Annotated in this window: 15 protein-coding genes; 5 read left to right on the top strand and 10 right to left on the bottom strand. The window is 67.7% G+C overall.

Annotation, left to right across the window (positions count from 1 at the left end; translation table 11 throughout):
• Positions 1-42: 42 nt before the first annotated feature.
• Both EJB06_RS09155 and EJB06_RS09150 read right to left on the bottom strand, forming a co-directional pair.
• Positions 43-1,059, bottom strand: coding sequence for a polysaccharide deacetylase family protein (locus EJB06_RS09155; RefSeq protein WP_229426987.1), 1,017 nt, complete (start codon positions 1,057-1,059; stop codon positions 43-45).
• Between the two features lie 26 nt (positions 1,060-1,085).
• Entirely contained in the window at positions 1,086-2,420 is a 1,335-nt protein-coding gene (locus EJB06_RS09150; protein WP_126073699.1) for a putative O-glycosylation ligase, exosortase A system-associated, read from the bottom strand.
• A 236-nt stretch (positions 2,421-2,656) separates the two neighbouring features.
• On the opposite strand from EJB06_RS09150, the gene EJB06_RS09145 reads away from it, so the two are divergent.
• The 5 genes from EJB06_RS09145 (at position 2,657) to EJB06_RS09125 (ending at position 10,757) form a co-directional block, all read left to right on the top strand.
• Complete coding sequence (locus EJB06_RS09145; protein WP_126073698.1) at positions 2,657-4,255, top strand: acyl-CoA ligase (AMP-forming), exosortase A system-associated; 1,599 nt, start codon at positions 2,657-2,659, stop codon at positions 4,253-4,255.
• Positions 4,252-5,487, top strand: a complete 1,236-nt coding sequence (locus EJB06_RS09140) for a pyridoxal-dependent decarboxylase, exosortase A system-associated (protein WP_126073697.1) — start codon at positions 4,252-4,254, stop codon at positions 5,485-5,487. The genes EJB06_RS09145 and EJB06_RS09140 overlap by 4 nt, the downstream gene beginning before the upstream one ends.
• A gap of 78 nt (positions 5,488-5,565) precedes the next feature.
• On the top strand, positions 5,566-7,470 hold the full coding sequence (locus EJB06_RS09135) for an asparagine synthetase B family protein (RefSeq protein ID WP_126073696.1): 1,905 nt from the start codon (positions 5,566-5,568) through the stop codon (positions 7,468-7,470).
• 6 nt (positions 7,471-7,476) lie between these two features.
• Complete coding sequence (locus EJB06_RS09130; RefSeq protein WP_126073695.1) at positions 7,477-8,643, top strand: DegT/DnrJ/EryC1/StrS family aminotransferase; 1,167 nt, start codon at positions 7,477-7,479, stop codon at positions 8,641-8,643.
• The gene (locus EJB06_RS09125) at positions 8,640-10,757 is read left to right on the top strand and encodes a GNAT family N-acetyltransferase (RefSeq protein WP_126073694.1); all 2,118 of its coding nucleotides are present in this window, start codon (positions 8,640-8,642) and stop codon (positions 10,755-10,757) included. The genes EJB06_RS09130 and EJB06_RS09125 overlap by 4 nt, the downstream gene beginning before the upstream one ends.
• A 7-nt stretch (positions 10,758-10,764) precedes the next feature.
• On the opposite strand, the gene EJB06_RS09120 is transcribed toward EJB06_RS09125, so the two are convergent.
• The 8 genes from EJB06_RS09120 to EJB06_RS09085 form a co-directional block, all read right to left on the bottom strand.
• Positions 10,765-14,016: a hypothetical protein gene (locus EJB06_RS09120; protein WP_126073693.1), complete on the bottom strand. Its 3,252-nt coding sequence runs from the start codon at positions 14,014-14,016 to the stop codon at positions 10,765-10,767.
• Positions 14,017-14,364: 348 nt separating this feature from the next.
• Positions 14,365-15,351, bottom strand: coding sequence for an acyltransferase family protein (locus EJB06_RS09115; protein WP_126073692.1), 987 nt, complete (start codon positions 15,349-15,351; stop codon positions 14,365-14,367).
• On the bottom strand, positions 15,348-16,805 hold the full coding sequence (locus tag EJB06_RS09110; protein ID WP_126073691.1) for a lipopolysaccharide biosynthesis protein: 1,458 nt from the start codon (positions 16,803-16,805) through the stop codon (positions 15,348-15,350). Before EJB06_RS09110 ends, EJB06_RS09115 begins: the two co-directional genes overlap by 4 nt.
• Positions 16,802-18,082: a glycosyltransferase gene (locus tag EJB06_RS09105; RefSeq protein ID WP_126073690.1), complete on the bottom strand. Its 1,281-nt coding sequence runs from the start codon at positions 18,080-18,082 to the stop codon at positions 16,802-16,804. Before EJB06_RS09105 ends, EJB06_RS09110 begins: the two co-directional genes overlap by 4 nt.
• On the bottom strand, positions 18,079-19,203 hold the full coding sequence (locus EJB06_RS09100) for a glycosyltransferase family 4 protein (protein ID WP_164557875.1): 1,125 nt from the start codon (positions 19,201-19,203) through the stop codon (positions 18,079-18,081). Before EJB06_RS09100 ends, EJB06_RS09105 begins: the two co-directional genes overlap by 4 nt.
• A complete protein-coding gene (locus EJB06_RS09095; protein WP_126073688.1) occupies positions 19,200-20,174 on the bottom strand; it encodes a glycosyltransferase family 2 protein in 975 nt (324 codons plus the stop codon). The genes EJB06_RS09100 and EJB06_RS09095 overlap by 4 nt, the downstream gene beginning before the upstream one ends.
• Complete coding sequence (locus EJB06_RS09090; RefSeq protein ID WP_126073687.1) at positions 20,165-21,346, bottom strand: glycosyltransferase family 4 protein; 1,182 nt, start codon at positions 21,344-21,346, stop codon at positions 20,165-20,167. The genes EJB06_RS09095 and EJB06_RS09090 overlap by 10 nt, the downstream gene beginning before the upstream one ends.
• Positions 21,343-22,542 carry a TIGR04063 family PEP-CTERM/XrtA system glycosyltransferase gene (locus EJB06_RS09085; protein ID WP_126073965.1) on the bottom strand — a complete coding sequence of 400 codons (1,200 nt, stop codon included), beginning with the start codon at positions 22,540-22,542 and terminating at the stop codon, positions 21,343-21,345. The genes EJB06_RS09090 and EJB06_RS09085 overlap by 4 nt, the downstream gene beginning before the upstream one ends.
• Between the last annotated feature and the right edge of the window lie 22 nt (positions 22,543-22,564).

Below are 22,564 nucleotides of genomic sequence, written 5' to 3'. Positions count from 1 at the left end.
CGCCCGGATAAACCGTCCAGAGCGCCACTTCGCGTGCGCCCCTCAGACGGTATCGCCATTGCGCCGCAAATTTTGCATCATGCGCAGCAGGTAGCGGAACTGGCCCTTGTCCCACGGCGTAAATCGCGGCAATTGAAACAGGTCGCCGCCCGGCCGCGCCGCGCCCCAGGAGGTCGACACCGCCGCCTCGAAACCCAGTTCCTTCACGATCGCCACATGCTCGGCCAGGTAATCCTGTCCCGGCTTGCCGTTCGGGTAAGCGAACAGCGTGACCGGCGCGCCGACGATCGCTTCCAGCGCGGCCTTGCCATCGGCAATTTCCTGGCGCGCCCCGGCCGCGTCCATGCGCGCCACGATCGGATGGTTGACCGTATGCGCCCCGATCGTCATCCCGGCCCGGTGCAGCAGGCGCACCTGGCCGGAGGTCATCATCAGGTCGTCCGGCAAGTCGACCGGCACCAGCGCGCACAGCGCCGCCACCTGGCGCAGGCGCTGCTCGAGCGGCAGGTACTTGAGCGCCCCGAGCAGGGTCGCAATCGCCGCCTGGCGCTGGCCCGCGCCATCGAGCGCGAATTCGCCCTGCCCGGCTGGCCGCAGGTCGATGCGCGCAGGCGCGCGGCGGATCAGCTCGATCACCGTGTCGTTCCACATGCGCCCGCCGTCCAGGAAGCCGCTGGCGATAAAGAAGGTCGCGTGCACCCCGTGCCGCTGCAGGATCGGCAGCGCGACGGTGGCGTTGTCGGCATAGCCGTCGTCGAAGGTGATGCAGGCCGCGCGCGGCGGCAGCTTGCCCGCCTTCAGGCCGCGCACGCCCTCGGCCAGCGGGATGATGTTGAAACACTGCTTCAGCTGGGTCAGCTGGGCGTCGAAACGGCGCGCATCGACCTCGTCCGGAAAAATCGCATCCTGCTGCTGCAGCACGCGGTGGAAGATCAGGATCGACAGGCGCTGGCGCGCACTGCCCAGGAAGCCCAGGTGGCGCATGGCCCGGCTGGCCATGCCGGCCCAGGCCGGTCCTGCCGGTCCGGAATCGAAGCGATCGGTACGCTGATACGGCATGGAATGCTCTTTCATGGTCGACAGGGTCATGGCGCGGCCGGACTGTGGGCCTGGGACTGGGCATGGGCCTCGATCTGGGCGGCGCGGGCGGCTTCGCGCGCGGCCACCCTGGCGGCGGCGGCTTCGGCCTCCAGCGTTTTATCGATAATGTAGCCCATGCTCACCACCGCCGCCATCAGGTAATAGGGCACGTCGTAGTACAGCAGGCTGAGGAAGGCGCCGCCCACCCCGAAGCCGAGCAGGCTCACCTGGATCATGCGGGCCAGGTTGCCGGCCCATTTGAAGTCCTCCCTTGTGGCCGAGATGCGCACGATCCAGGCCGCCTTGCGCCAGGTGAGGAAAGCCAGCAGCAAATAAATGCCGAGCCCGACAAAGCCATGCTCGCCCAGCGCCTGGAAATAGATGCTGTGGGCGGCGTGCACATCGTCCGGCACCGGCGCGTACAGCTCGAAGGCGGTGCGGTTATAGATCTCGAAACCGCCGCCGAGCGGACGGTCCTTGGCCATGTTGTAGGCCATATACCAGGCATTGATGCGCCCCATGGCCGAACTGTCTTCCTTGTAGGTATTGATGGTCTCCATGCGCGAGGACCATTTGTCGGGCATGAAGGCGATGGCGAACGGCACCATCAGCACCATCAGGCCGCCCAGCAAGACCTTTTTCGGGCTTTTCAGCCACAGGAAAAACAGCATCGCGGCAATCCCCACCAGCGCCCCGCGCGAATAGGAACCGAGCGCGGCGAAGGAACACAGCATGATCGAGGCCGCCATGCCCCAGCGAATCCACTTCTTTTCCGCCGACATATACAGGTAGAACATGATCGGAATGATGGTGATGAAGGCCAGCGCGACTTCGTTATTGCCCTCGATATAACTGCCCTGCGGCCCCCACACGATGCTGCTGCCGCCCGTGGCGACGGTAAAGATGCCGCCTTTCACCCCGTAATAGCCGAGCGAGCCGACCAGGGTCCAGATCAGCAGCTGTATCTGCTTCTGCGTCTTGATCAGCATGATGGTGGCGAAGGTCATCAGCATGATCTTCGAGACGCGGTTGAGCATCACCACCGATTCGTCCGGCCACATCGAGAAAATCGTCGTGATCCCCATCCACGCGCTGAACAGCATCAGGGTGCACACGATCGGCGTCATGGGCAGCTTCTTGGGCTCGCGCGTGACCAGCAGGCCGATCAGGGTCACCCCGGCGATAATGGCGGCGAACGGGAAGGAATACGCGAAGCCCCAGCTGAGCCGGTGCGGATTCATCACGCTGATCCATACCCACATCAGCACGCCGATATACGGGCGCTTCAGGATGAACGGTAGCGAGCCGAACACAGCCAGCGTAATGACAAGGTCTCTCATGAACGATCTGGCAAGGTCCGGTTAGGCTAAGCGGCCATGACGGATTCGCTTAAGTAATATGTAATTGATATTGTTAGTGTTCAAGTGGTAAGATTGTACTTGAACTTCTTCCAAATATCGCTTGCGGAGAAAAATTGTTCTCCGCACAATTTGACCAGCGCGCAACCATGGCGCAAGTCGCCCCCTTTTCACCCCGAACAGCAACGCTTTGGCTTCCAGCCGTATGCAAGGTTTCAATGAGTGACTTGATCCACGACTTCATCTTCCGCTCTGCCGGCCGTTCACCACAAGCGGAGGCGCTGGTTTATGGCAGCCGCCGTCTGGATTACGCAACACTTGCGGATTCCGTACGGCAAGTCTCGACAAGCGTGCTCGGCCTGGGCCTGGGCCGGGGCGAGCGGCTCGCCGTCTATCTTGAGAAAAACATCGAGAATGTGGCCGCCATGTTCGGCGCGGCGGCCGCCGGCGGGGTGTTCGTTCCCGTCAACCCCTTGCTCAAACCCGAGCAGGTGGCCTACATCCTGGCCGACTGCAATGTGCGCATCCTGGTCACCTCGGCCGACCGCCTCAAGTTGCTGGCAGCGGCCCTGGGCGCCTGCCCCGACCTGCACACCGTCATCGTCACCGGCAAGTTCGACAGCGCGCCCGCGCTCGACGGCGTCAGGGTGCTGGCCTGGGATGCGGCCCTGGCCGCCGCCGCGCCGGCCACCCCGGCGCGCAATATCGATACCGACATGGCGGCCATCCTGTACACCTCGGGCAGCACCGGCAAGCCGAAAGGCGTGGTGCTGTCGCACCGCAACATGGTGGCCGGCGCCAACAGCGTGGCCAGCTACCTGGACAACACGCCGGCCGACCGCATCCTGGCCGTGCTGCCCCTCAGTTTCGACTATGGCCTGAGCCAGCTGACCACCGCGTTTTCGGTCGGCGCCACCGCGGTGCTGATCAACCACCTGCTGGCGCGCGATATCCTCAAGGCCGTGGAAGCGGAACGCATCACCGGCCTGGCCGCCGTGCCGCCGCTGTGGATCCAGATCGCGCCCCTGCCCTGGCCGGCCGACTGCACCCTGCGCTACCTCACCAATTCCGGCGGCGCCATGCAGCGCCCCACCCTGGACGCGCTGCGCCGCGCGCTGCCGAAGGCGCAACCGTTCCTGATGTACGGCCTGACCGAAGCCTTCCGCTCCACCTACCTGCCGCCGGCGGAACTCGATCGCCGTCCCGACTCGATGGGCAAGGCGATCCCGAATGCCGAAGTGATGGTCCTGCGTCCCGACGGCAGCCAATGCGATCCCGGCGAAGCCGGTGAACTGGTGCACCGCGGCGCGCTGGTCTCGCTCGGCTACTGGAACGACCGCGCCAAGACCGCCGAACGCTTCAAGCCGGTGGTGTCCATCCACCACGGCCTGACCCTGACCGAAATGGCGGTGTGGTCGGGCGACACCGTGCGCAAGGATGAAGAAGGCTTTTTGTACTTCATCAGCCGCAACGATGAAATGATCAAGACCTCGGGCTACCGGGTCAGCCCTTCCGAAGTCGAAGAAGTGATCTACGCGCGCGAAGGCGTGGCCGAAGCGGCCGCCATCGGCCTGGCCCATCCCACCCTGGGGCAGGCCATCGTCGTCGTCGCCCATCCGAAGGAAGGCTGCGGCCTGACGGCGGACAGCCTGCTGGCGGCCTGCAAGCCGCACCTGCCGGCCTACATGCTGCCGGCGCGCGTGATCATCGCGCCCGAGAGCCTGCCGCGCAACCCGAACGGCAAGATCGACCGCAAACTCTTGAGCGTACAAATGGAACAGCTGTTCATGGAAACCGCGCACGGAGCCGCGCAATGAGCGCCCCGCGCCCGCAACACGCGCCGCTGACGCAATTCGAGGTCGAGGGCGACTGCCTGCGGATCGGCGGCATGCCGCTCACGCGCCTGGCCGAACGGGTCGGACGCACGCCCTTCTACGCCTACGACCGCGCCAGCCTGACCGAGCGGGTCGAACTGCTGCGGCGCCACCTGCCGCCCGAGATCCGCCTGCACTACGCCATGAAAGCGAACCCGATGCCGGCCGTGGTGCAGCACATGGCCACCCTGGTCGACGGCATCGACATCGCCTCCGGCGGCGAACAGCGGGTCGCGCTCGACACGCCGATGGCGCCGCACCTGGTCAGCTTCGCCGGTCCGGGCAAGAGCGACAGCGATGTGAGCTGCGCCATCGCCGCCGGCGTGACCCTGAACATGGAGTCCGAGGCGGAGATGGAACGCATCGCCGTCATCGGCCGCCGTCTGGGCCTCGCGCCGCGCGTGGCGGTGCGCGTCAATCCCGATTTCGAACTCAAATCGTCCGGCATGAAAATGGGCGGCGGGCCGAAACAGTTCGGCGTCGACGCCGAGCGCGTGCCCGCCATGCTGGGCCGCATCCGCGAACTGGCGCTCGACTTCCAGGGCTTTCATATCTACAGCGGCTCGCAAAACCTGAAAGCGGCCTCGATCCAGGACGCCCACGAAAAAACCTTCGCGCTGGCGATCCGCCTGGCCGCGCACTGGCCCGGGCCCCTGCGCACGCTCAACATCGGCGGCGGCTTCGGCATTCCCTACTTCCCCGGCGAAGAACGGCTCGACCTGGCCGCCGTGGGCGAAAACCTCAAGCGCATCCTGCCGGACGTGCGGCGCGACCTGCCGGACACCGAGATCGTGATCGAACTGGGTCGCTACCTGGTGGCCGAGGCGGGCATTTACGTCAGCCGCGTGATCGAGCGCAAGGAGTCGCGCGGCCAGGTCTACCTGGTCACCGACGGCGGCCTGCACCACCACCTGGCGGCATCGGGCAATTTCGGCCAGGTGATCCGCAAGAACTACCCGGTCGCCATCGGCAACCGCATGCACGCGCAAGAACGCGAAACCGTCTCCGTGGTCGGCCCCCTGTGCACCCCGCTCGACCTGCTGGCCGACCAGATGTCGCTCGCCAAAGCGGACGTCGGCGACCTGGTGGTGGTGTTCCAGTCGGGCGCCTACGGCCTGTCGGCCAGCCCGGCCGCCTTCCTCAGCCATCCCGTGGCGCTGGAAGTGCTGGTCTGATGCCATAATCCGCAACCAACGAATAAAACCCAACGCAAGCGCGAGGAGTGCAATGACTGAATTTTCCGGGATGCCGCAGTGAGCGGGCTGTGTGGTTGGATCGGCCACGGCGCCGGCGCCGCCGACAACCGGGTCCTGATCGAGGCCATGGCGGTCCCGCTGGCGGCCTTCGACCAGAACCCGGTCGCCACCCTGCAGGCCTCGCGCAGCGCGCTGGCGCTGTCCGCGCGCGCGCAAAGCAGCCATGTCTGGCAGGGCGACGGCTTGCTGGTGGCGGTATGGGGCGAACCTGAACTCGACGACGGCGCCGCCGCGCAGGGCCAAGGCCAAAGCCAAGGCCAAGGCCAAGGCCAAGGCCAAGGCCAAGGCCAAGGCCAGCAGGATGGCCTGGCCGAGCGCGTGGCGCGCCTGTGGCGGCGCGACCCGGACGCCGTCTGCGTCAAACTGGGCGGCGCCTTCGCGCTCGCCATCCTGGACGACGCCAAAGGCGACGCCCTGCTGGCGATCGACCGCATGGGCACCCACCAGTTGAGCTACCAGACGGCGGGCGAGGCGCTGGTGTTCGCCACCTCGTCCGACGCCCTGATCCGCCACCCGAAAACGCCGGCCGCCATCGATCCGCAAGGCTTGTACAACTACGTCTACTTCCACATGGTGCCGGCGCCGGGCACCGTGTACCGCGGCCAGCAACGCCTGCTGCCGGGCGAATGCCTGCGCTTCAGACACGGCGGCGTGGAAAAGCGCACCTACTGGCGCATGGTGTTCGACGAACAGCCGCAACACTCCTTCGAGGACCTCAAGCAGCAGTTCCGCGAGCTGCTGCGCAGCAGCGTGCTCGATGCCGCCGGCACCCAGCCCTACGGCGCCTTCCTGTCCGGCGGCACCGACAGTTCCACCATCGCCGGCGTCATGCGCGAGCTGAACGACAAGCCGGTCAACACCTACTCGATCGGCTTCGAAGCCGAAGGCTACGACGAAATGTCGTACGCGCGCCTGGCCTCGAAGCACTTCGGCACCAGCCACCACGAGTACTACGTCACCCCGGACGACGTGGTGGCCGCGATTCCGCGCATCGGCGCGGTGTTCGACCAGCCCTTCGGCAACGCCTCGGCGGTGCCGGCTTTTTACTGCGCGCGCATGGCGCGCGCCGACGGCATCACCCGCATGCTGGGCGGCGACGGCGGCGACGAACTTTTCGGCGGCAACGAGCGCTACTCCAAGCAGCACGTGTTCGCCCTGTACGACAAGGTCCCCGGCCTGCTGCGCAAGGCCCTGCTGGAACCGGCCGTCTTCAACTTCCCGGCCGGCCGCCACCTGAAACTGATCCGCAAGGCGCGCAGCTACATCGAGCAAGCCTCGCTGCCGATGCCGGCGCGCCTGGAAACCTACAACCTGCTGGGTCGCTTCGGCCCGTCGCAGGTGTTTACCGCCGGCTTCCTGGCCGGTGCCGACACCGGCGCGCCGCTGGCCAGCCTGGCGCACACCTGGGCCCAGAACGATGCATCGAGCCTGATCAACCGCATGCTGGCGCTCGACCTCAAGGTCACCCTGGCCGACAACGACCTGCCGAAAGTGATCAAGGCCTGCGAGCTGGCGGCGATGGAAGCGGCCTTCCCCTTCCTGTCGGACCGCATGGTCGCCTTCTCGGCGCGCCTGACCGCCAGGCAGAAACTGAACGGCACCCAGCTGCGCTACTTCTTCAAGGAAGCGCTGCGCGGCTTCCTGCCCGACGACATCATCACCAAGCAGAAGCACGGCTTCGGCCTGCCCTTCGGCGTGTGGCTGCAAAAGCACAAGCCGCTGCAGCAGCTCGCGCTCGACAGCCTGTCCGACCTCAAGGCGCGCCAGATCGTGCGTCCGGAGTTCATCGACGCGCTGGTCGGCCAGCACCTCAACGAGCATGCCGGCTACCACGGCACCATGGTGTGGGTCCTGATGATGATGGAGCAGTGGTTCAAGCAGCGCTCCGCACCGCAAAGCTGATTACCGATGCCCGAATACCAGCGTTTCGACGCCGTTGCATGTGAGTTTCCCCGTCCGCGCGCTCCCCTGTTCCCGGTCCTGCGCTGGGCCGACCTGGGTTTCGGCGGCGGCACGGTGGCCCCGGCCCTGATCGACGGCACCGCCGTGCGCCACTTCGCGCGCGGCCGCTACGCCATGCACGCGGCCTGCCAGGCCGGCGGCATCGGTCCCGGCAGCGTGCTGCTGGCCCCGTCCTACCACTGCCGCACCATGATCGACCCGGCGCTGGCGCTGGGCGGCACGGTGCTGTTCTATGAGGTCGACAGCGACCTGCGCCCGCGCGTGGACAGCATCCGCGCCCTGCTGGCGCCGGGCGACCATGGCGTCAAGGCGCTGGTGCTGCCGCACTACTTCGGCTTCGAACAGCCGCCGGCGCTGCTGGCGGCGGTGAGCGCGGTGTGCCGCCACCACGGCATCATGTTCATCGAAGACTGTTCGCACGCCTGGCAGGTGGCCGCCAAACGGGCCCAGACCGGCCAGGCCAACGCCGACCATGTGCTGATGGCCAGCCCCTATAAATTCTTCGGCTGCGAAGACGGCGGCGTGTTGTGGGCCAACCCGGCGCTGTTTCCGATCACGCCGCCGGCCCGTCCCGGCCTGCTGCGCGAGATCAAGGCCTTCACGTCGGCCTGGTCGCGCAACCGCGCCGCCCGTGCCGATGCCAGCGACGCCGTGCCGCGCGACCCCGCGCTGCGCGGGCACGACATCGCCGAGCGCCACGACCAGCCCTCGCCCATGTACGAGCGCGCCATGGAAAACAAGAACAGCCTGGCCCTGTCGCGCTGGGTCATGCGCCACACCCGCATCGCGCCGCTGGTCGAACAACGGCGCCTGCACTACCGCCAGTGGCTCGACGCCGTAGCGGGCGCGCGCGGCGGCCAGGCCCTCATGCCCGACCTGCCGGACGACTGCGCGCCGTATATGTTCCCGATCACGATCGCCGAACCGGACCCGGTGTTCTACCAGTTGAAGCAAGCCGGCATGCCGATCTTCCGCTGGGACGACATGGCGGTGTCGAGCTGCACGGTGGCGCGCAACTACCGCCTGCACCTGCTGCACCTGCCCTGCCACCAGGGCCTGTCCGCGCAGCAGATGGCGTGGATGACGGCGCTGGTCGCGAAAGTGCTGGCATGAGGAGTGCGGACGATTTGCGCGGCCCGGATGGCTGGACCACCATGGCGCTGCGGCGCTCCCTGGGCGCCTACGGCCCCGTGTGGGATGAGCTGAACACGCGCCGTTTCGGCGACCATCCGCTGCTTACCACGGTGTTCATCGAGGACCTGCTGCAGCACTTCGGCAACGGCCAGGAACGCCTGTGCGTGTACCGGCGCGACGGCGCGATCGAGGCCATGTGCGTGCTGCGGCGGCGCAATCCGCTGGTGTGGACCAGCTTTTTGCCGTCGCAGGCGCAGATCGCCCCCACCCTGGTGGCCGATGCCACGCTGCTGCCCTTGCTGCTGGCCAGCCTGCCCGGCATGGCGATCCAGCTCGACCTGATGTGCAACGATCCGCACGTCGGCGGCGTGCTGTCGGGCGCCGCGCCGCGCGGGCATTTGCTCAATCACGCGCTGACGATGCAGATTTCCCTGGCCGGCACCCTGGAACAGTACTGGGCCGCGCGCCCTCGCCTGCAAAGCAATATCAAGCGCTACCAGAAACGCCTGGCCGAAAGCGGCGTGGTCAAGCACCAGGCGCGCCTGGTCGACGTCGACGACATGGACGCCGCGGTGGATCGCTACGCCGCACTCGAAGGCGCCGGCTGGAAGGGCCGCAGCGGCACCTCGGTCGGCTCGTCGCCGGCCCAGCACCAGTTCTACCGCGACCTGCTGCGGCGCGCCGCCAGGGAGGGACATGCCCTGGTCTGCGAGCTGTGGTTCGACGACAGGCTGGCCGCCTCGCGCCTGATCCTGCGCCAGAACGGCATGTACGTGATGCTCAAGACCTGCTACGACGAGACCCTGTCGGACTTTTCGCCGGGCCGCCTGCTGCTGCGCAGCGTGATCGAGCACGCGTTTGCGGACCAACCGGGCGGCGTCATCGAGTTCTACACCGACGCCGACCACAACCAGCTCGAGTGGGCCACCGGCCAGCGCTGGATCCGCCACCGCACGCTGTACCGGTGGGACGTGACGGAAGCGCTGACGTTAACGCTGCACGCCTGGCGCAGCAATCCCAGGACCCCCGACGCCCTGGCGGTGGACGTGTTCCACCACCCGGACGAGCTGCCGGCGGACGTGCAGGCCTTCATGACCAAGGCCGAAAAGCACAACGTCGGCTGCGGCCTGGCGTGGTACCGCAACCTGGTCGAGACGGTGTACCCGGACAATCCGGGCCTGCGTTTCTACGTGCTGCGCAACGGCGACCATCCGCTGGCGGTGCTGCCGCTGCGCGCCGAGAAAGTGCGCGGCGCGTGGCAGCTCGCTTCGCTGTCGAACTTCTACACCAGCCTGTACGAACCGGTGCTCGATGCGGGCCTCAAATCGCGCGACATGGTGGCGGTGCTGACGGCGATTCAACAGGAATTCCCCGGCATGGCCTCGCTGACCCTGACGCCGATGGACCCGGACTCGCACGCCTACCAGACCTTGCTGAGCGCGATGCGGATCAAGGGCTGGATCGCGTTCGAGTATTTCTCGTTCGGGAACTGGTACCAGCCGGTCGATTTCGACTGGGCCAGCTACCTGAAGGCGCGCAGCGGGCAGCTGCAGAACACCCTGCGCCGCATGGGCAAGAAGTTCGCCGCCGACGGCGGCACCCTGGCCATGGTCACCAGCCCGAAGGAACTGCCGGCGGCGATCGCGGCCTACGAGAAGGTGTACGCGGCCAGCTGGAAGAAGCCGGAGCCCTTCCCCAGGTTCATGCCGGCGCTGATGCAGACCTACGCCGCCAAGGGCTTCCTGCGCCTGGGCGTGGCGTGGCTGAACGGCGAGGCGGTGGCGGCGCAGTTGTGGATCGTCGCGCACGGACGGGCCGAGATCTACAAGCTGGCCTACGACGAGCGCTTCAAGAACTACTCGCCGGGGACCCTGGTCACGGCCATGCTGATGGAGCATGCGCTCGACAAGGACAAGGTCAGCGAGATCGATTACCTGATCGGCGACGACCCGTACAAGGCGACCTGGATGAGCCACCGGCGCGAGCGCTGGGGCCTGGTGGCGTACAACCCCAAAGCGCTGCGCGGCCTGACCGGACTGGCGCGCGAAGCGGCCGGCCGCGCCGCGCGCGGCGTGGCCGACCAGCTGAAATAGGCCGCGCCTATGCCGAAGTACGGATGAAGAAGATGTTCGACTTCCCGTTCGGCATCAGCATGAAACCGCGCAGCGCCGGCACGTAGCGGAAGCGGTTATGCACCCCGGCCGACGAGGTCGCGGGCGGCATGGTGCTGCCGGCCACCTCGAACATGCTCATGTCCCAGGTATTGCCCCCGTTCGGCTTGATCACGTAGATGCGCCCCGCGCCGCCGTCCTGGCCGCAGTAGAACAGGAAGCGGTCGTTGGCCGGATCGTAGTCCATGCCGGCGTAGGTCGGCTTGTCGGCCTTGAAGCGCTCCAGCGCTTCACTCGGATTGAACGACACCGAGATCTGCGCCGCGCCGTCGAGCGGCACGCGCGAAGCGAAGACCCCCAGCGCCCCGTAACCCATGCCGTCCGCCCAGTTCAGCGAAAACAGCTGGTTGCGCAGCGAGTCGTGCGCGATCGGCCAGCGCACGCTGTCGTTGGTGCGCTGCGTGATCGGCTGGCTCCAGCTGCGGGTGCTGGCCGAAAAACGCGCCAGTCCGGTGCTCCAGACGTCGCCCGTGGCGCGGATGCCGACCGCGCCCAGGTGGCCGACCGGAATGTCGGGCCAGGTGCCGGCCGGGTCCCAGGTGTTGGTCTCCAGGTCGAAGCCGTCGACCTTGTGGAAGGAATGCGCGTTGCCGTAGGCGGCGCGCACGCCGAAGGTCATCACCCGGTTCAGCTGCGGCACGTAATGCATGGTGCTGTACAGGTGGCGCGAGGTCGGCTTGCCGTCGACGTAGTGCGCCAGGTCGATCGCGGTGGTCACGGTCTGGCTGTGGCGCAGCTGCCATACCGGCGCATTGTCGGTCAGGCGCAGCGACACCACGCGGTTGTCGGCCGAATCGAGGTGGCCGCCGGCGGCCGCGATCAGGATCTCGTTGGTGCGCTCGTTGAAGGCGATGCCGCTGTACGCATGCACCGCCGAACCGCCCGCGCCGGCGGTGCCGGCGATCTCGATCCATTCGCCGAGCGCCTTGCCGGCGAACCAGGACGGATCGCCTTCCTGCGGCGTGGTGGGCACCGGCAGCGGCTGGATCGCGGTATAGAACGCCGGTTTCACGCCCCACACCGGCTTGACGTCGAAGGCGGCGCGCAAGGCGCCCCAGTTGCTGGCGCGCGTCATGCGCTCGTACGCCTCGCGCGCGCCCGGCACGCCGTGGCGCACCGCATAGGCGATGGCCGGCACCAGGTTGCCCCACATGGCGCGTTCGCCCGGCATGTATTCGGCCGCCAGGGTGCCCTCGACCTTGCCCAGCCAGGCCGGCGGCGTGGCATAGGTGGCGCGATACACCTCGGCCTCGGAGCTGTACCAGGGACCGGTGCCGTTATCGTAATCGGGCTTGGCATCGGGCGAGATGACCATCGTGTACGGCACCGCGTTGACGTACCAGAATCCGTCCTTGGTGCCGAGCCGTCCCACCGCGCTGCGCGCCTTCCAGGCGAAGAAGGCGCCCAGCTTGGTGCTGGCGGCTGCGGAAATGGGCAAGCCCAGCGAGAGCGAATAGCCGAAGGCGGCGGTGACGAAGTCCTGCTGCCAGGGCGAGGCCACGCGGATGGTGCCGTCGTAGCCTTCGCCCGGCTTGATCCAGCCGAACGGATTGTTCGGACGGGCCACGTAACGGCCGTGGAAATGCTCGATATTCGCTTCCACCGAGGCGATGAATTCGGCGCGCAGGGCGCTGTCGTCGTCGGGCGTGACGCACAGGGCCTGTACGCGGGTGCGCCAGTCCCACGCGCAGCTGCGCGTCTGCCATGCGCCGACCGCGGTCTGCACCAGCCCCTTGCTGCCGGTGCGCAGCGCGGCGTTGTCGCCATTGCCGAGGTAATTCGCGGTGGCGGCGAACTGCACCTGCTCCATGAAGTAGAAACGGCCGGTGACCAGGTAGGCCGCGAAACCGACCGAGGGGCTGTGCGCCACGTCCCAGCCGGGCGGATTGCCGCCGGTGGCCACCGGGGTGTACTGGCCGTTGGTGGAGCCGCCGGCATCCTTGAAGCCATGGCCGTTGCGGATGTTCAGGGTCGGATAGCTGGAAAAGCGCAGCGGGCGGTTGGTGCTCTCGTCGCGGTAGTGCAGGCCGTAGCGGCCGGCCGAAAAGCCGTTGCGCACCACGCCGGCGAAGGTGGCCGGGGTGTCGGCCACCAGGAACAGCACGTCGTGCTGCGGCAGCAGGCCGATCGGATCCTGGTAGCCCGACGAGGCCATGCTGTCGCCGTCGTAGGTGAAATTGCCGGCCTGGAGCGGCGTGTAGCTGGCCGCCAGGGCCTTCACCGCGGCCGCATCGGCGGCCAGGCGCGCCTGGTACGAGGGCACCAGTTCGGTCGCCTGCAGGTAGGCCGGATTCTGGCGCGGCACCACGCCGGGATCGGCGCCGCCCCAGTACGACAGGGCGGTGCCGCTGATCAGCGGGGTGCGCTGGTGGTGTTTGAGGTCGATGGCGGCCGACATGCGCAGGCTGCCATTGAGCGAAAACGTATACGTGGCCGCCTTGTTGCTCGGCGCGGCCACGCGCAGGTAGCCGTTCTCGATCCACGGCAGCACTTCGAGCGCGCCGCTGGCCCACAGGCGCACTTCCAGCCAGGCCACCAGGTGCGGGTCGCTGCCGACCGGCTTGCGGTAGATCCAGGACGACATCTGCGGACCGCTGACCCAGACCTTGAACGGGTTGTCCCAGTCGGCGCCCTGCCAGCTGACCGTGCCGAAAGCGCCGCAGCCGACTTCGGCGATGGCGCCGCTGTTGCGCAGGCGCGCGGTGTCGATCGGGGTCTCGGCCGCCGGCGTGGCGATCACGCCCAGGTTGACGGTGGTGCCGGCGGCGCTGGGCAGGCTGGCCTGGCCGGACAGCAGCGCGAACTTGATCGAACCGTCCGGCCACAGGTTCTTGACGTTGACCTGCAAGGCGCCCTTGTCCGAACCGAGCGTGCGCACCGAGGGCACGTCGCCGCGGCGGAAGGCAAAGCCCAGGCAGAACGGCACCGAAGCCTGGCCGGTGGTGCTGACGACGCTGAACGAGGCATTCGCGATCGGCGCGCCCGGCTGCGGTACGACCGGCGGCGTGCCCGGGTCGAACGGACCGGCGGTGGGCGTCTGCACGCCGGAAGCGGCGGTCGAGGTGGGCGCGGCCGCTGCGCCATTGCCGCCGCCACCGCCGCCGCCGCAGGCGGTCAGCGCGCCGGAAGCGATCAGCATGGTGGAGCGGCGGAGGAAAATACGGCGTTGCAAATCGGTCATAATGGTTTCTTCGTAATAACAATGAAAAGAGTGCTATTAACGCGGCGTCGCTCGTTCATTCAACAGCCCCAATAGCGAGGAGAGGATATCTTTTGTTGCGGCATGGAAACAGCATTCTAACCGCATATTTGCCGCGCACGAAATGACCGTTCACAAACAAATCCAGATAATTCGCATTAAATTTTCGCGGGATGATTGAATGGCAATGATTATTTAATTGCCGAATAGGAATAACAATGAAAGTCTGCTCAATATTACCCTGCGAATAATCAGATAGCCTGATGGCATTATCTTAAGCAGCGTGGGTATATTAACCGACGGCGCGGCGAATTAACAGCGCGGGCATGGTCAAGCGGCGCGCGGCGGCGCCCAGCGCGCATTGAGGAAGCGGCGCGCCGGCCCTTCGACCAGGTAGTACGAGGCCAGGCCGAACGCCGCCGCGCCGGCCAGGGCCAGCGGCAGGGGCAAGCCGTGTTTCAGGCATCCCGCATACAAGGGCTGCTGCCACAGGTACAGCGAAAACGACCACAAGCCCAGCTGGCGCAGCGGGCGCAGCGCGAACAGGGCCTGCACGGGCGCGGCGGCGCGCGGCAACAGGTTGACCGCCAGCGCGAAGGCGCCCACGCCCACCACCTGGGCGATGGCGGGCGGCACCGACCACCAGTGCAGGCAGATGCCGCCGGCCAGTAGCAGCGGAACGACGGCGCCATGCGTGCGCGGCAGGCCGCGCCGGTGAAACAGTACGCAAAACAATGCCGACAGCACAATTCCATAGGCCGCCGTTTCGGTATGCAGCATCAGCCCGTACAATTGCTGGCCGGGCGGATAAGCGCGCTGGTACCCGATAATCGCGGCGGCGCACAGCAGCGCCAATACCGGCAGGATGAGCAGCGGGGTGCGGCGCCAGGCGCGCGCCGCCATGGCCACCAGCGACAGCGCGATATAACTGTGCTCCTCGACCGACAAGGACCAGATATGGCCGAATTGGAGCGCGCTGCTGAATACGTAATTATTAAAGAAAAACAACGGTGGTAATATCTCTGACAAGCTTATCGGCAATCCGAGAAGCAGCCAGGCAATCGAGGTCAGGAGAATAAACACCAGGTGCGCGGGAATAATCCGCGCAATGCGGCGCCTGTAAAAATGGCCGATCTCCACGTTGTCGATAAACAGCAAGCGCGCCATCAGCATTCCCGAGAGCACGAAAAACAGGCTGACGCCGATCCGCCCCATATTGATCCCGGGCAGCGGCATGAAGTGCCCGACCAGCAGCAGGCCGATGGCCATGCCGCGCCAGCCGTCGAGGGCCGGGACGTAGCCCGCTTGCGCGCTCATGCGCCGGCCTGCGCGCGGCGCGCCTGGACGACGGCCAGGAACTCGCGGTACAGGGGATGGCGGCAAGCCCACAGCAGCAGCGGCCAGGCCGCGCAGGTGGCGCCGACGCAGGCAAAGAAGGCGGCGTGGCCGAGCGCCTGGCCGGCAGGGCGCAGCCACAGCGCGATGCCGATTGCCGGCGCGAGGCTGAGCACGGCCAGCATCAGGTTCATGCCCGCATTCCGGCCCAGCGCGCCGAAGTCGGTCGGCAGGCGGCGCTGCTTGAGCGCATACCAGTACGGCACGCTGACCACGGCCATGACCATGAAGCCGATCGCGAAATACTGCAGGTTGCGGTAATAGAAGACCACCAGGCACAGGGCGATCGCCTTGACCGGCTGGATAATCAGTTCGGCCGTGGCCACCAGTTGCGAGTGGCCGGCGGCCAGCAGCACGGTCGGGGTCAGGTTGATCAGGGCGCTGGCGGCGCCGGCCAGGCAGAAATACGGCACCAGCGGCGCCGACTGGTCCCACTGCGGCCCGAACATCAGGCGCAGCACTTCGAGCGGGAACAGGGCCGCAAAACCATAAAAGGTCCAGGCGATCGCCGTCACGTTGGTGACGCTGGCGACGTACTTCTCTTCCAGATTGTCGTCGTTGCGCACCGCCTTCGAAAACGCCGGATACGCCACATTGCGCACCGCGCCCATGAAGTCGCGGTGGAACAGGTTCATCAAGCCCTGCGCGCGGCTGGCGATCGCCACCGCCGAAAAGCCCATGATCTTGCCGACCGCGAGGTCGTTGATATCCATCGTGATCGAGGTGATCACATTGGCCACCGTCAGCGGCCCGCCGAACTTCATGATCTCGCGCCACTTGCTCAGGGCCGGCCGCAGCAGGCGCGCGGCCGCGCCCACGTGCCAGATGCCGGCCGCAATGATCGCGTTGTTGAGCACCGCGCCGAAGGCCAGCGCGTAGGCGCCCGCGCCCTGCCACGCCATCAGCAGGGTGGCGACGGTCGAGAGCAGCGCGCCGGACAGGTTGATGCGCATGACCGTCTTGAAATTGAGTTCGCGCCGCAGCAGCGCCAGGCACACCGAATTGAAAGGCAGGATCAGGAAGTTGAGCGCGACGATGCGGGCGATGGCGGTCAGGCTGTCTTCATGATAAAAGGCGCCGATCAGCGGCGCGCACAGCTGGATCAGCAGGAACAGGCCGGTGCCGAGGATCAGGGCCAGGCCCCAGGCGCTGGCGATGTACTCGGCGGTGAGCTCCTTTTTCTGGATCAGGAAGTTCACCAGTCCGAAATCGCGAATGACCTGGGTGACGCTGATGATCGCCAGCGCCACCGAAAACAGGCCGACCTCCTTGGGCGTGAGCAGGCGCGCCAGCAGTACGAAGGACACCAGGTTCAGGGCGATCCCGAGATAACTCTCGAGGAACGAAAACGCCATCGCGCGCCGCACGGCGCTCATGCGGCGCTCCGTGGCTGGTTCACGATGGCGTCCAGCGCGCGCGCCAGCTTGCCGGTCAGGCTGGCGCGCGTGTACATCGCCAGTTCGCTCGGAATGCGCGGCGAGAAGATCGCGCCGGGGCCGCTCTCGCACAGGGTGGCGAGGATGGCGGCCAGCCCGGCCACGTCGCCCGGGTCGGCGCGGCGCGCGCCGCCCACCTGGGTGAGCGTCTTGGCCACTTCGCTGACCGGCTGCGCCGAGGCCAGGATCGGGCGCCCGCTGCCCAGGTATTCGAACAGCTTGCCGGGCATGCTGGCGTGCTCGTAGACGCCTTTCGAGACCGGCAGGTACAACACGCTGGCGCCCGACATCAGCGCGGTCGCCTCGGCGTGCTGCACGCGCCCGCGTTCCTCGACGATGTCGTCGATGCCGTACTCGCGCGCGGGGCCGGGCGCGTAGCCGGCCGCCACGATCTTCAGGCGCGCGAGGTTCGGCGCGCCCTTCTCTTTCAGCAGGCGCACCGCCGCGTACAGGTCGTCCGGGCCGTAGCCCGGGCGCCACACGCCGGTGTAGACGATGCGCATGCCGTCGCCGGCCGGCGCCGCCGCGGCGGGCGGAAAATCGTCTTCATCGAAGCCGTTGGTGATGAAGAAGCGGTTGGGCGGCAGCAGCTCCTGCGGCAGCAGTCCCAGGAACGATTCGGTGGTGGCGATCACGCCCGACGCCGCGCGCAGCACGCGCCGTTCCATGCCCGGGTTCAGGCGCCGCTGCAGCCAGCTGGTCTTGTCCCACTCCACCTCGGCCGGCTTCCACAGGTCGCGGTAATCGACCACGAAGGGCAGGCCGGTGCGGCGGGCGACCTGCCGCGCGACCAGGAAGGACGACCACGGCCAGCCGCTGGCGTAGATGGCGTCGAACGGCTCCTGCGCGTGCAGGCGCAGCGCATGCGCGACCGCCATCGGAATCCAGCTGGCGCATTCGTCCGGCACGTTCCACAGGCGGCGCACCCGCCATTCCAGCGCGCCGGCCAGGCGTTGCGGGTCGACCAGCCTGGCGAAGCGGGCCGCGATCCTGGGCGCCATGTGGCGCGTCCACAGGGGCGCGCGCTCGATGCGGGTGCCGGGGCGCACTTCATCGAGCAGCGAGGCATCGCAGGACGCCGGGTCGGGGCTGTCCACCGTCAGCACGGTCGGCGTCCAGCCATGGTCCGGCAGGTGGTTGACGAACTCCAGGCTGCGGCGCGTCCCCGAATTGAAAATCGGCGGATAAAGATAGGCGATCGCCAGCACGCGCTTCATCGGCCGCCACGCACTTTGCGATACACCGCCAGGTGGCTGGCGAAGCTCTCCGACCAGGCGAACCTGCGCACCCAGTCGAACGCCGCCGCCACCATCGGCGCGCGCTGCTCGCCTAGATTGCCGGCGCGCTCGAGCGCCGCCACCCACGCGTCCAGGTCGTGCGGCGGCACCACCATGGCGAGCGGGCCGATCAGCTCCTTCAGGCTGCCCAGCGCGCTGAAGATGACCGGCACGCCGGCCGCCTGCGCTTCCAGCGCGGGAAAGCCGAAACCTTCGTACAGGGTCGGATACAGCACCGCCTGCGCGCCCCGGTACAGCGCGCGCAGCTCGGCGTCGGACAGGAATTCGGCGAACAGCACGCGCCCCTGCAAATGCGGCGGCAGTTCGGCCAGGGCCGCGCGGCGGGCGGCGGCGCCGAAACCGCAGACCACCAGTTTCAGGTCCTTCTGGCGGCTGGCGGCGATCACTTCCATCGCCCACTCGGGGCGCTTGCGCTTCATCGGCCCGCCCAGGTAGACGGCGTATGGCGCGGCGCCGATGCTCTGCGCCAGTTGCGGATGCATCGGGCAGGGGTGATCGACCGAGTCCCTGGTGAAGTAGGCTTCGTCGATCCCGTGCGGGATCACCGTCAGCTTCGGCTCCAGCCACGGCCAGCGCGCCAGGATGTCGGTGCGCGAGCATTCGCTGATGGTGATCACGTGCGCGCACTTTTTCAGGGCCGCCGGAATCGTATGGTCCCAGTACAGGCGCGCGCCAAGCGTGTCGGCGCGTTCTTCCCAGGCCAGCGTGTCGTGCAGGGTCACCACCGTCGGTTTCGGCTGCCACAGCGAGAGCACGCCTTCGGTGGCGTGCAGCAGGTCGACATCGAGCTTGCGCAGGCGCAGCGGCAGGCCGACCTGTTCCCAGGCGCGGAAGCGGTCGCCGCGAAACGTGAAGATATCGGTTTCCACGTTGGCCCCGGGCGGCGTGACCATGCCGAAGCGCTGGTCGTCGCCGAACAGGCGCCAGTGCATCTCGGGATGGTGCTTCGAGTGGCTGAGCAGCTCGAACACGTACTTGCCCATGCCGCGAATGTGTTCCGTGTTCAGGCAGCGCGCTACCAGTCCGATGTTCAGGCTCATGCTTTTTCCTTTGATGGCGACAGCGCCTTGAGGCCGGTCTTGACCAGCACTTTCCATCCCGGCAGGTGGGCGGGGTCGGTGCGCAGCGCGGCAAAGGCGGCGCGCCGCGCCTGGCCCAGGTTGCGCGCTTCCAGGTGGGCGCCGGCGAAGTCGCTCCAGCTCTTGGCCAGCATGCGCCGCACCGCCCGGGCGTCGCCGCTGCGCCCGTCCGGCGAGGCCAGGCCCCAGCGGCCCAGGGCCTGGCCGATCACGCGCGCGCGGTAGTTTTCGGCCGGCGTGGCCCGGGTGATGCTGGCCGGGTGGATGCGGTACAGGGCGTACGGGCGCGCCACGCGCACGATCGGCGTGATGCGCGAGGCGCGCAGCCACAGGTCGTAATCTTCGCCCAGGCGCAGGCTGGTGTCGAAGCCGTTCAATTCGGCCAGCAGGGAGCGCTGCATCAGCACCGTCGAGGTCCACACCACGCAGTCGAGCAGCAGTTGCGGATAGATCCAGCCGGAGGCGCCGCTCCAGCGCGCGCCGTCCGCCGCTTCCTCCTGCAGGCGCGCCAGGTAGTCGGGCGACGGCTGCGCCACGTCGCTCGGCCACACCTTCCACGCGGTGTAGCCCATGCGGCACCCGGGCAGCGCCGCCATCTGCGCCAGCTGGGCCGCCAGTTTGCCGGGCAGCCAGATGTCGTCGGCGTCGATAAAGGCCACCCACTCGCCGCGCGCGGCGGCGATGCCGGTATTGCGCGCCGCCGCCACGCCGGCATTGGCCTGCTCGACGATGCGCACCGCCGGAAAACCGCGCCGCACCAGCGCCACCGACTCGTCGCGCGAGCCGTCGTCGACCACGATGATCTCCAGCGCGATGTCCTTTTGCGCCAGCACCGAGGCGATGGTCGCGCCGATGTAGCGGTAGGCGTTGTAGCAGGGGATGATGACCGAGACCAGCGGCGGCGTCGTCAACGGCGAACTTTTCAACGGCATCGCTGTCTCCCCAGGATCGCGTTAAAGAGGGTCAGCTGGCCGGCGGTGGTGCTGTCCCAGCTGAACTGCTCGGCGTAGCGGCGCGTGTCGCCGTGCGCGGGATAGGCGGCGCGCAGGGCGTCCACGGCGTCGGCCACGCCCTGGCGGCTGCGTTCGCGCATCAGCACACCGGCGGCCGGCGCGGCCACCACTTCCGGCGTGCCCCACACGCGGCTGGCCACCACGGGCGTCCCGCAGGCCATCGATTCGAGCAGCACATTGGCCCAGCCTTCGCGGCTCGATGCCAGCACCAGCGCGTCGGCCGCGCCGTAGTAGCGCGGCAGCTCGGGCTGCGGCACGGCGCCGAGGAAGCGCACCCGTTCCTCCACCTTCAGTTCGCGCGCCAGCGCCTGCAGGCGTGGCAGTTCGACGCCGCTGCCGGCGATCAGCAGGCTCACGCCCGGCAGCAGCGGCAGCGCGCCGATGGCCAGGTCGTGGCCCTTGAGCTCCACCAGGTGCCCGACCGACAGCAGGGTAAAGCCATCGAGCCCGATCGCGCGGCGCAGCGCGGCGCGGTCGCCCTGGTGGAAGCGGCGCAGGTCGACGCCGTTGCGCAGCGGCGTGATGCTGGCCGGGTCGGCGCCCAGCTGCACCAGCTCCGTCTTGAGCGCGTCGCACACGGTGATGACGGCGGCGGCATTGGCGGCCGCCCACTGGATCATCCTGCGCGGTTTGGCAAAGTTGGGAATCAGGCTGATGTCCGAGCCGCGCGCGGTGATCACCACCGGCTTGTTGAAATGCTGGCCCAGCTTGACCGCCGCCACCCCGTCCGGATAAAAATAGTGGGCGTCGATCAGGTCGAAGTCGTAGCCTTCGTCCAGCATGCGCCCCACCGTGGCCCTGGCGGCGCCGGCCAGCAGCGCCGGCGAAAAATTCATGCCGACCTTCGGGATCACCGGGTAGCGCGGATGCAGCACCGGCAGGCCGAAGCGCTCCTCGACGGCGGGCACGCGCGCGAAGTCGCCGTACTGGCCGAAGCGCTTGCCGGTAAACGGAAACCACGGCACCGGCGCCACCACGCGCGCCTCCACCTGGCCGCTGGCGACCAGGTGGCGCAGGCGGGTTTCGACAAAAATGGCCTGGTTCGGCTTGACCTGGTTCGGAAACAGCGTCGTGAAGGTCAGGATCTTCATGTCAGGGAGCCATACACCTTCTGATAACGCGCCACGCTGGCGGCCCAGGTGCGTTCGCGCTCCACGAACGCGCGGCCGTTGGCGCGCAGCGCGGGCCAGCGCTGCGGCGCGCCCAGCAAATCGAGCACCTTGCGCGCCAGCGCGGCCGGGTCGCCGGCGGCGAACAGCACCCCGGTGCGGCCGTCCTCGATCAGTTCGCGGTGCCCGCCCACGTCGGAGGCGGCCAGCAGGCGGCCCTGGGCCATCGCTTCGAGCGGCTTCAATGGCGTGACCAGGTCGGTCAGGCGCATCTTCAGGCGCGGGTAGACCAGCACGTCGACCAGGTTGTAGTAGCGCTGCACCTGGTCGTGCGGCACGCGCCCCGTGAAGACCACCTGCTGCGCCACGTTCAGCTCCTGCGCCAGCGCCTTGAGCGCCGCATCCTGGGGGCCGCCGCCGACCAGCAGCACGCGGATGCCGGGATCGGCCGCCAGCATGGCCGGCAGCGCACGCAGCAGCACGTCCAGGCCTTCGTAGGCGTAGAAGGAACCGATGAAGCCGAGCACCGACTTGCCGGCCAGTTGCAGGCGCGAGGCCAGCGCTTCGTCGCGCGCGCCGTCGACGCTGAAGTCGGCCACGTCGACCGCGTTGGGGATGACGGTGACCTTGCCGGCCGGGATGCCGCGCCCGACGATTTCGGCGCGCAAGCCTTCGCAGATGGTGGTGGCGGCGTCGACGCGCTTGAGCGCGTAGGTTTCCAGCGCCCGCGTCATGCGGTAGCGCAGGCCCCATTCGCGGCTGGTGCCGTGGTCGACGGCGGCGTCTTCCCAGAAGGCGCGGATTTCGTACACCACCGGGATGCCGAGGCGCCGTCCGACGCGCAGCGCGGCCACCGCGTTCAGCGCCGGCGAATGCGCGTGCAGCACGTCGGGCTTGACTTCGAGAGCGACGTTGTACAGGCGGTCTTCCAGCACGTCGATGACGGCCACCTGGTTGAACACCGGCAGGCGCGAGAGCGGTCCGCCGGCGGCGGCCGTGCGATAGAAATCGAGGCCGTCGACATGCTCGAAGGCGGCCTGCGTCATGCCCTGTTTGGGGCTGGTGAGGTGGAAGGTCTGCCAGCCCCGGATGCGCTGTTCGTTCAGGATCGCGCGCGTGCGGAAGGTGTAGCCGCTGTGCAGCGGAATCGAATGATCGAGCACGTGCAGGATGCGCAGGGCTGCGCCGGCGGAAGAAGCA

It is taken from the genome of Massilia atriviolacea, assembly GCF_003953935.1.
Classification (GTDB): Bacteria; Pseudomonadota; Gammaproteobacteria; order Burkholderiales; family Burkholderiaceae_D; genus Telluria_A; species Telluria_A atriviolacea.
Note: the sequence above shows the minus strand (reverse complement) of the source record. Positions and strands in the feature narration are given on the sequence as shown.

Bases quoted from the DNA above. Each gene is read 5' to 3' on its own strand.
- EJB06_RS09155 (WP_229426987.1), bottom strand. From the start codon at position 1,059: ATGCCGTATCAGCGTACCGATCGCTTCGATTCCGGACCGGCAGGACCG.
- EJB06_RS09150 (WP_126073699.1), bottom strand. From the start codon at position 2,420: ATGAGAGACCTTGTCATTACGCTGGCTGTGTTCGGCTCGCTACCGTTC.
- EJB06_RS09145 (WP_126073698.1), top strand. From the start codon at position 2,657: ATGAGTGACTTGATCCACGACTTCATCTTCCGCTCTGCCGGCCGTTCA.
- EJB06_RS09140 (WP_126073697.1), top strand. From the start codon at position 4,252: ATGAGCGCCCCGCGCCCGCAACACGCGCCGCTGACGCAATTCGAGGTC.
- EJB06_RS09130 (WP_126073695.1), top strand. From the start codon at position 7,477: ATGCCCGAATACCAGCGTTTCGACGCCGTTGCATGTGAGTTTCCCCGT.
- EJB06_RS09125 (WP_126073694.1), top strand. From the start codon at position 8,640: ATGAGGAGTGCGGACGATTTGCGCGGCCCGGATGGCTGGACCACCATG.
- EJB06_RS09120 (WP_126073693.1), bottom strand. From the start codon at position 14,016: ATGACCGATTTGCAACGCCGTATTTTCCTCCGCCGCTCCACCATGCTG.
- EJB06_RS09115 (WP_126073692.1), bottom strand. From the start codon at position 15,351: ATGAGCGCGCAAGCGGGCTACGTCCCGGCCCTCGACGGCTGGCGCGGC.
- EJB06_RS09110 (WP_126073691.1), bottom strand. From the start codon at position 16,805: ATGAGCGCCGTGCGGCGCGCGATGGCGTTTTCGTTCCTCGAGAGTTAT.
- EJB06_RS09105 (WP_126073690.1), bottom strand. From the start codon at position 18,082: ATGAAGCGCGTGCTGGCGATCGCCTATCTTTATCCGCCGATTTTCAAT.
- EJB06_RS09100 (WP_164557875.1), bottom strand. From the start codon at position 19,203: ATGAGCCTGAACATCGGACTGGTAGCGCGCTGCCTGAACACGGAACAC.
- EJB06_RS09095 (WP_126073688.1), bottom strand. From the start codon at position 20,174: ATGCCGTTGAAAAGTTCGCCGTTGACGACGCCGCCGCTGGTCTCGGTC.
- EJB06_RS09090 (WP_126073687.1), bottom strand. From the start codon at position 21,346: ATGAAGATCCTGACCTTCACGACGCTGTTTCCGAACCAGGTCAAGCCG.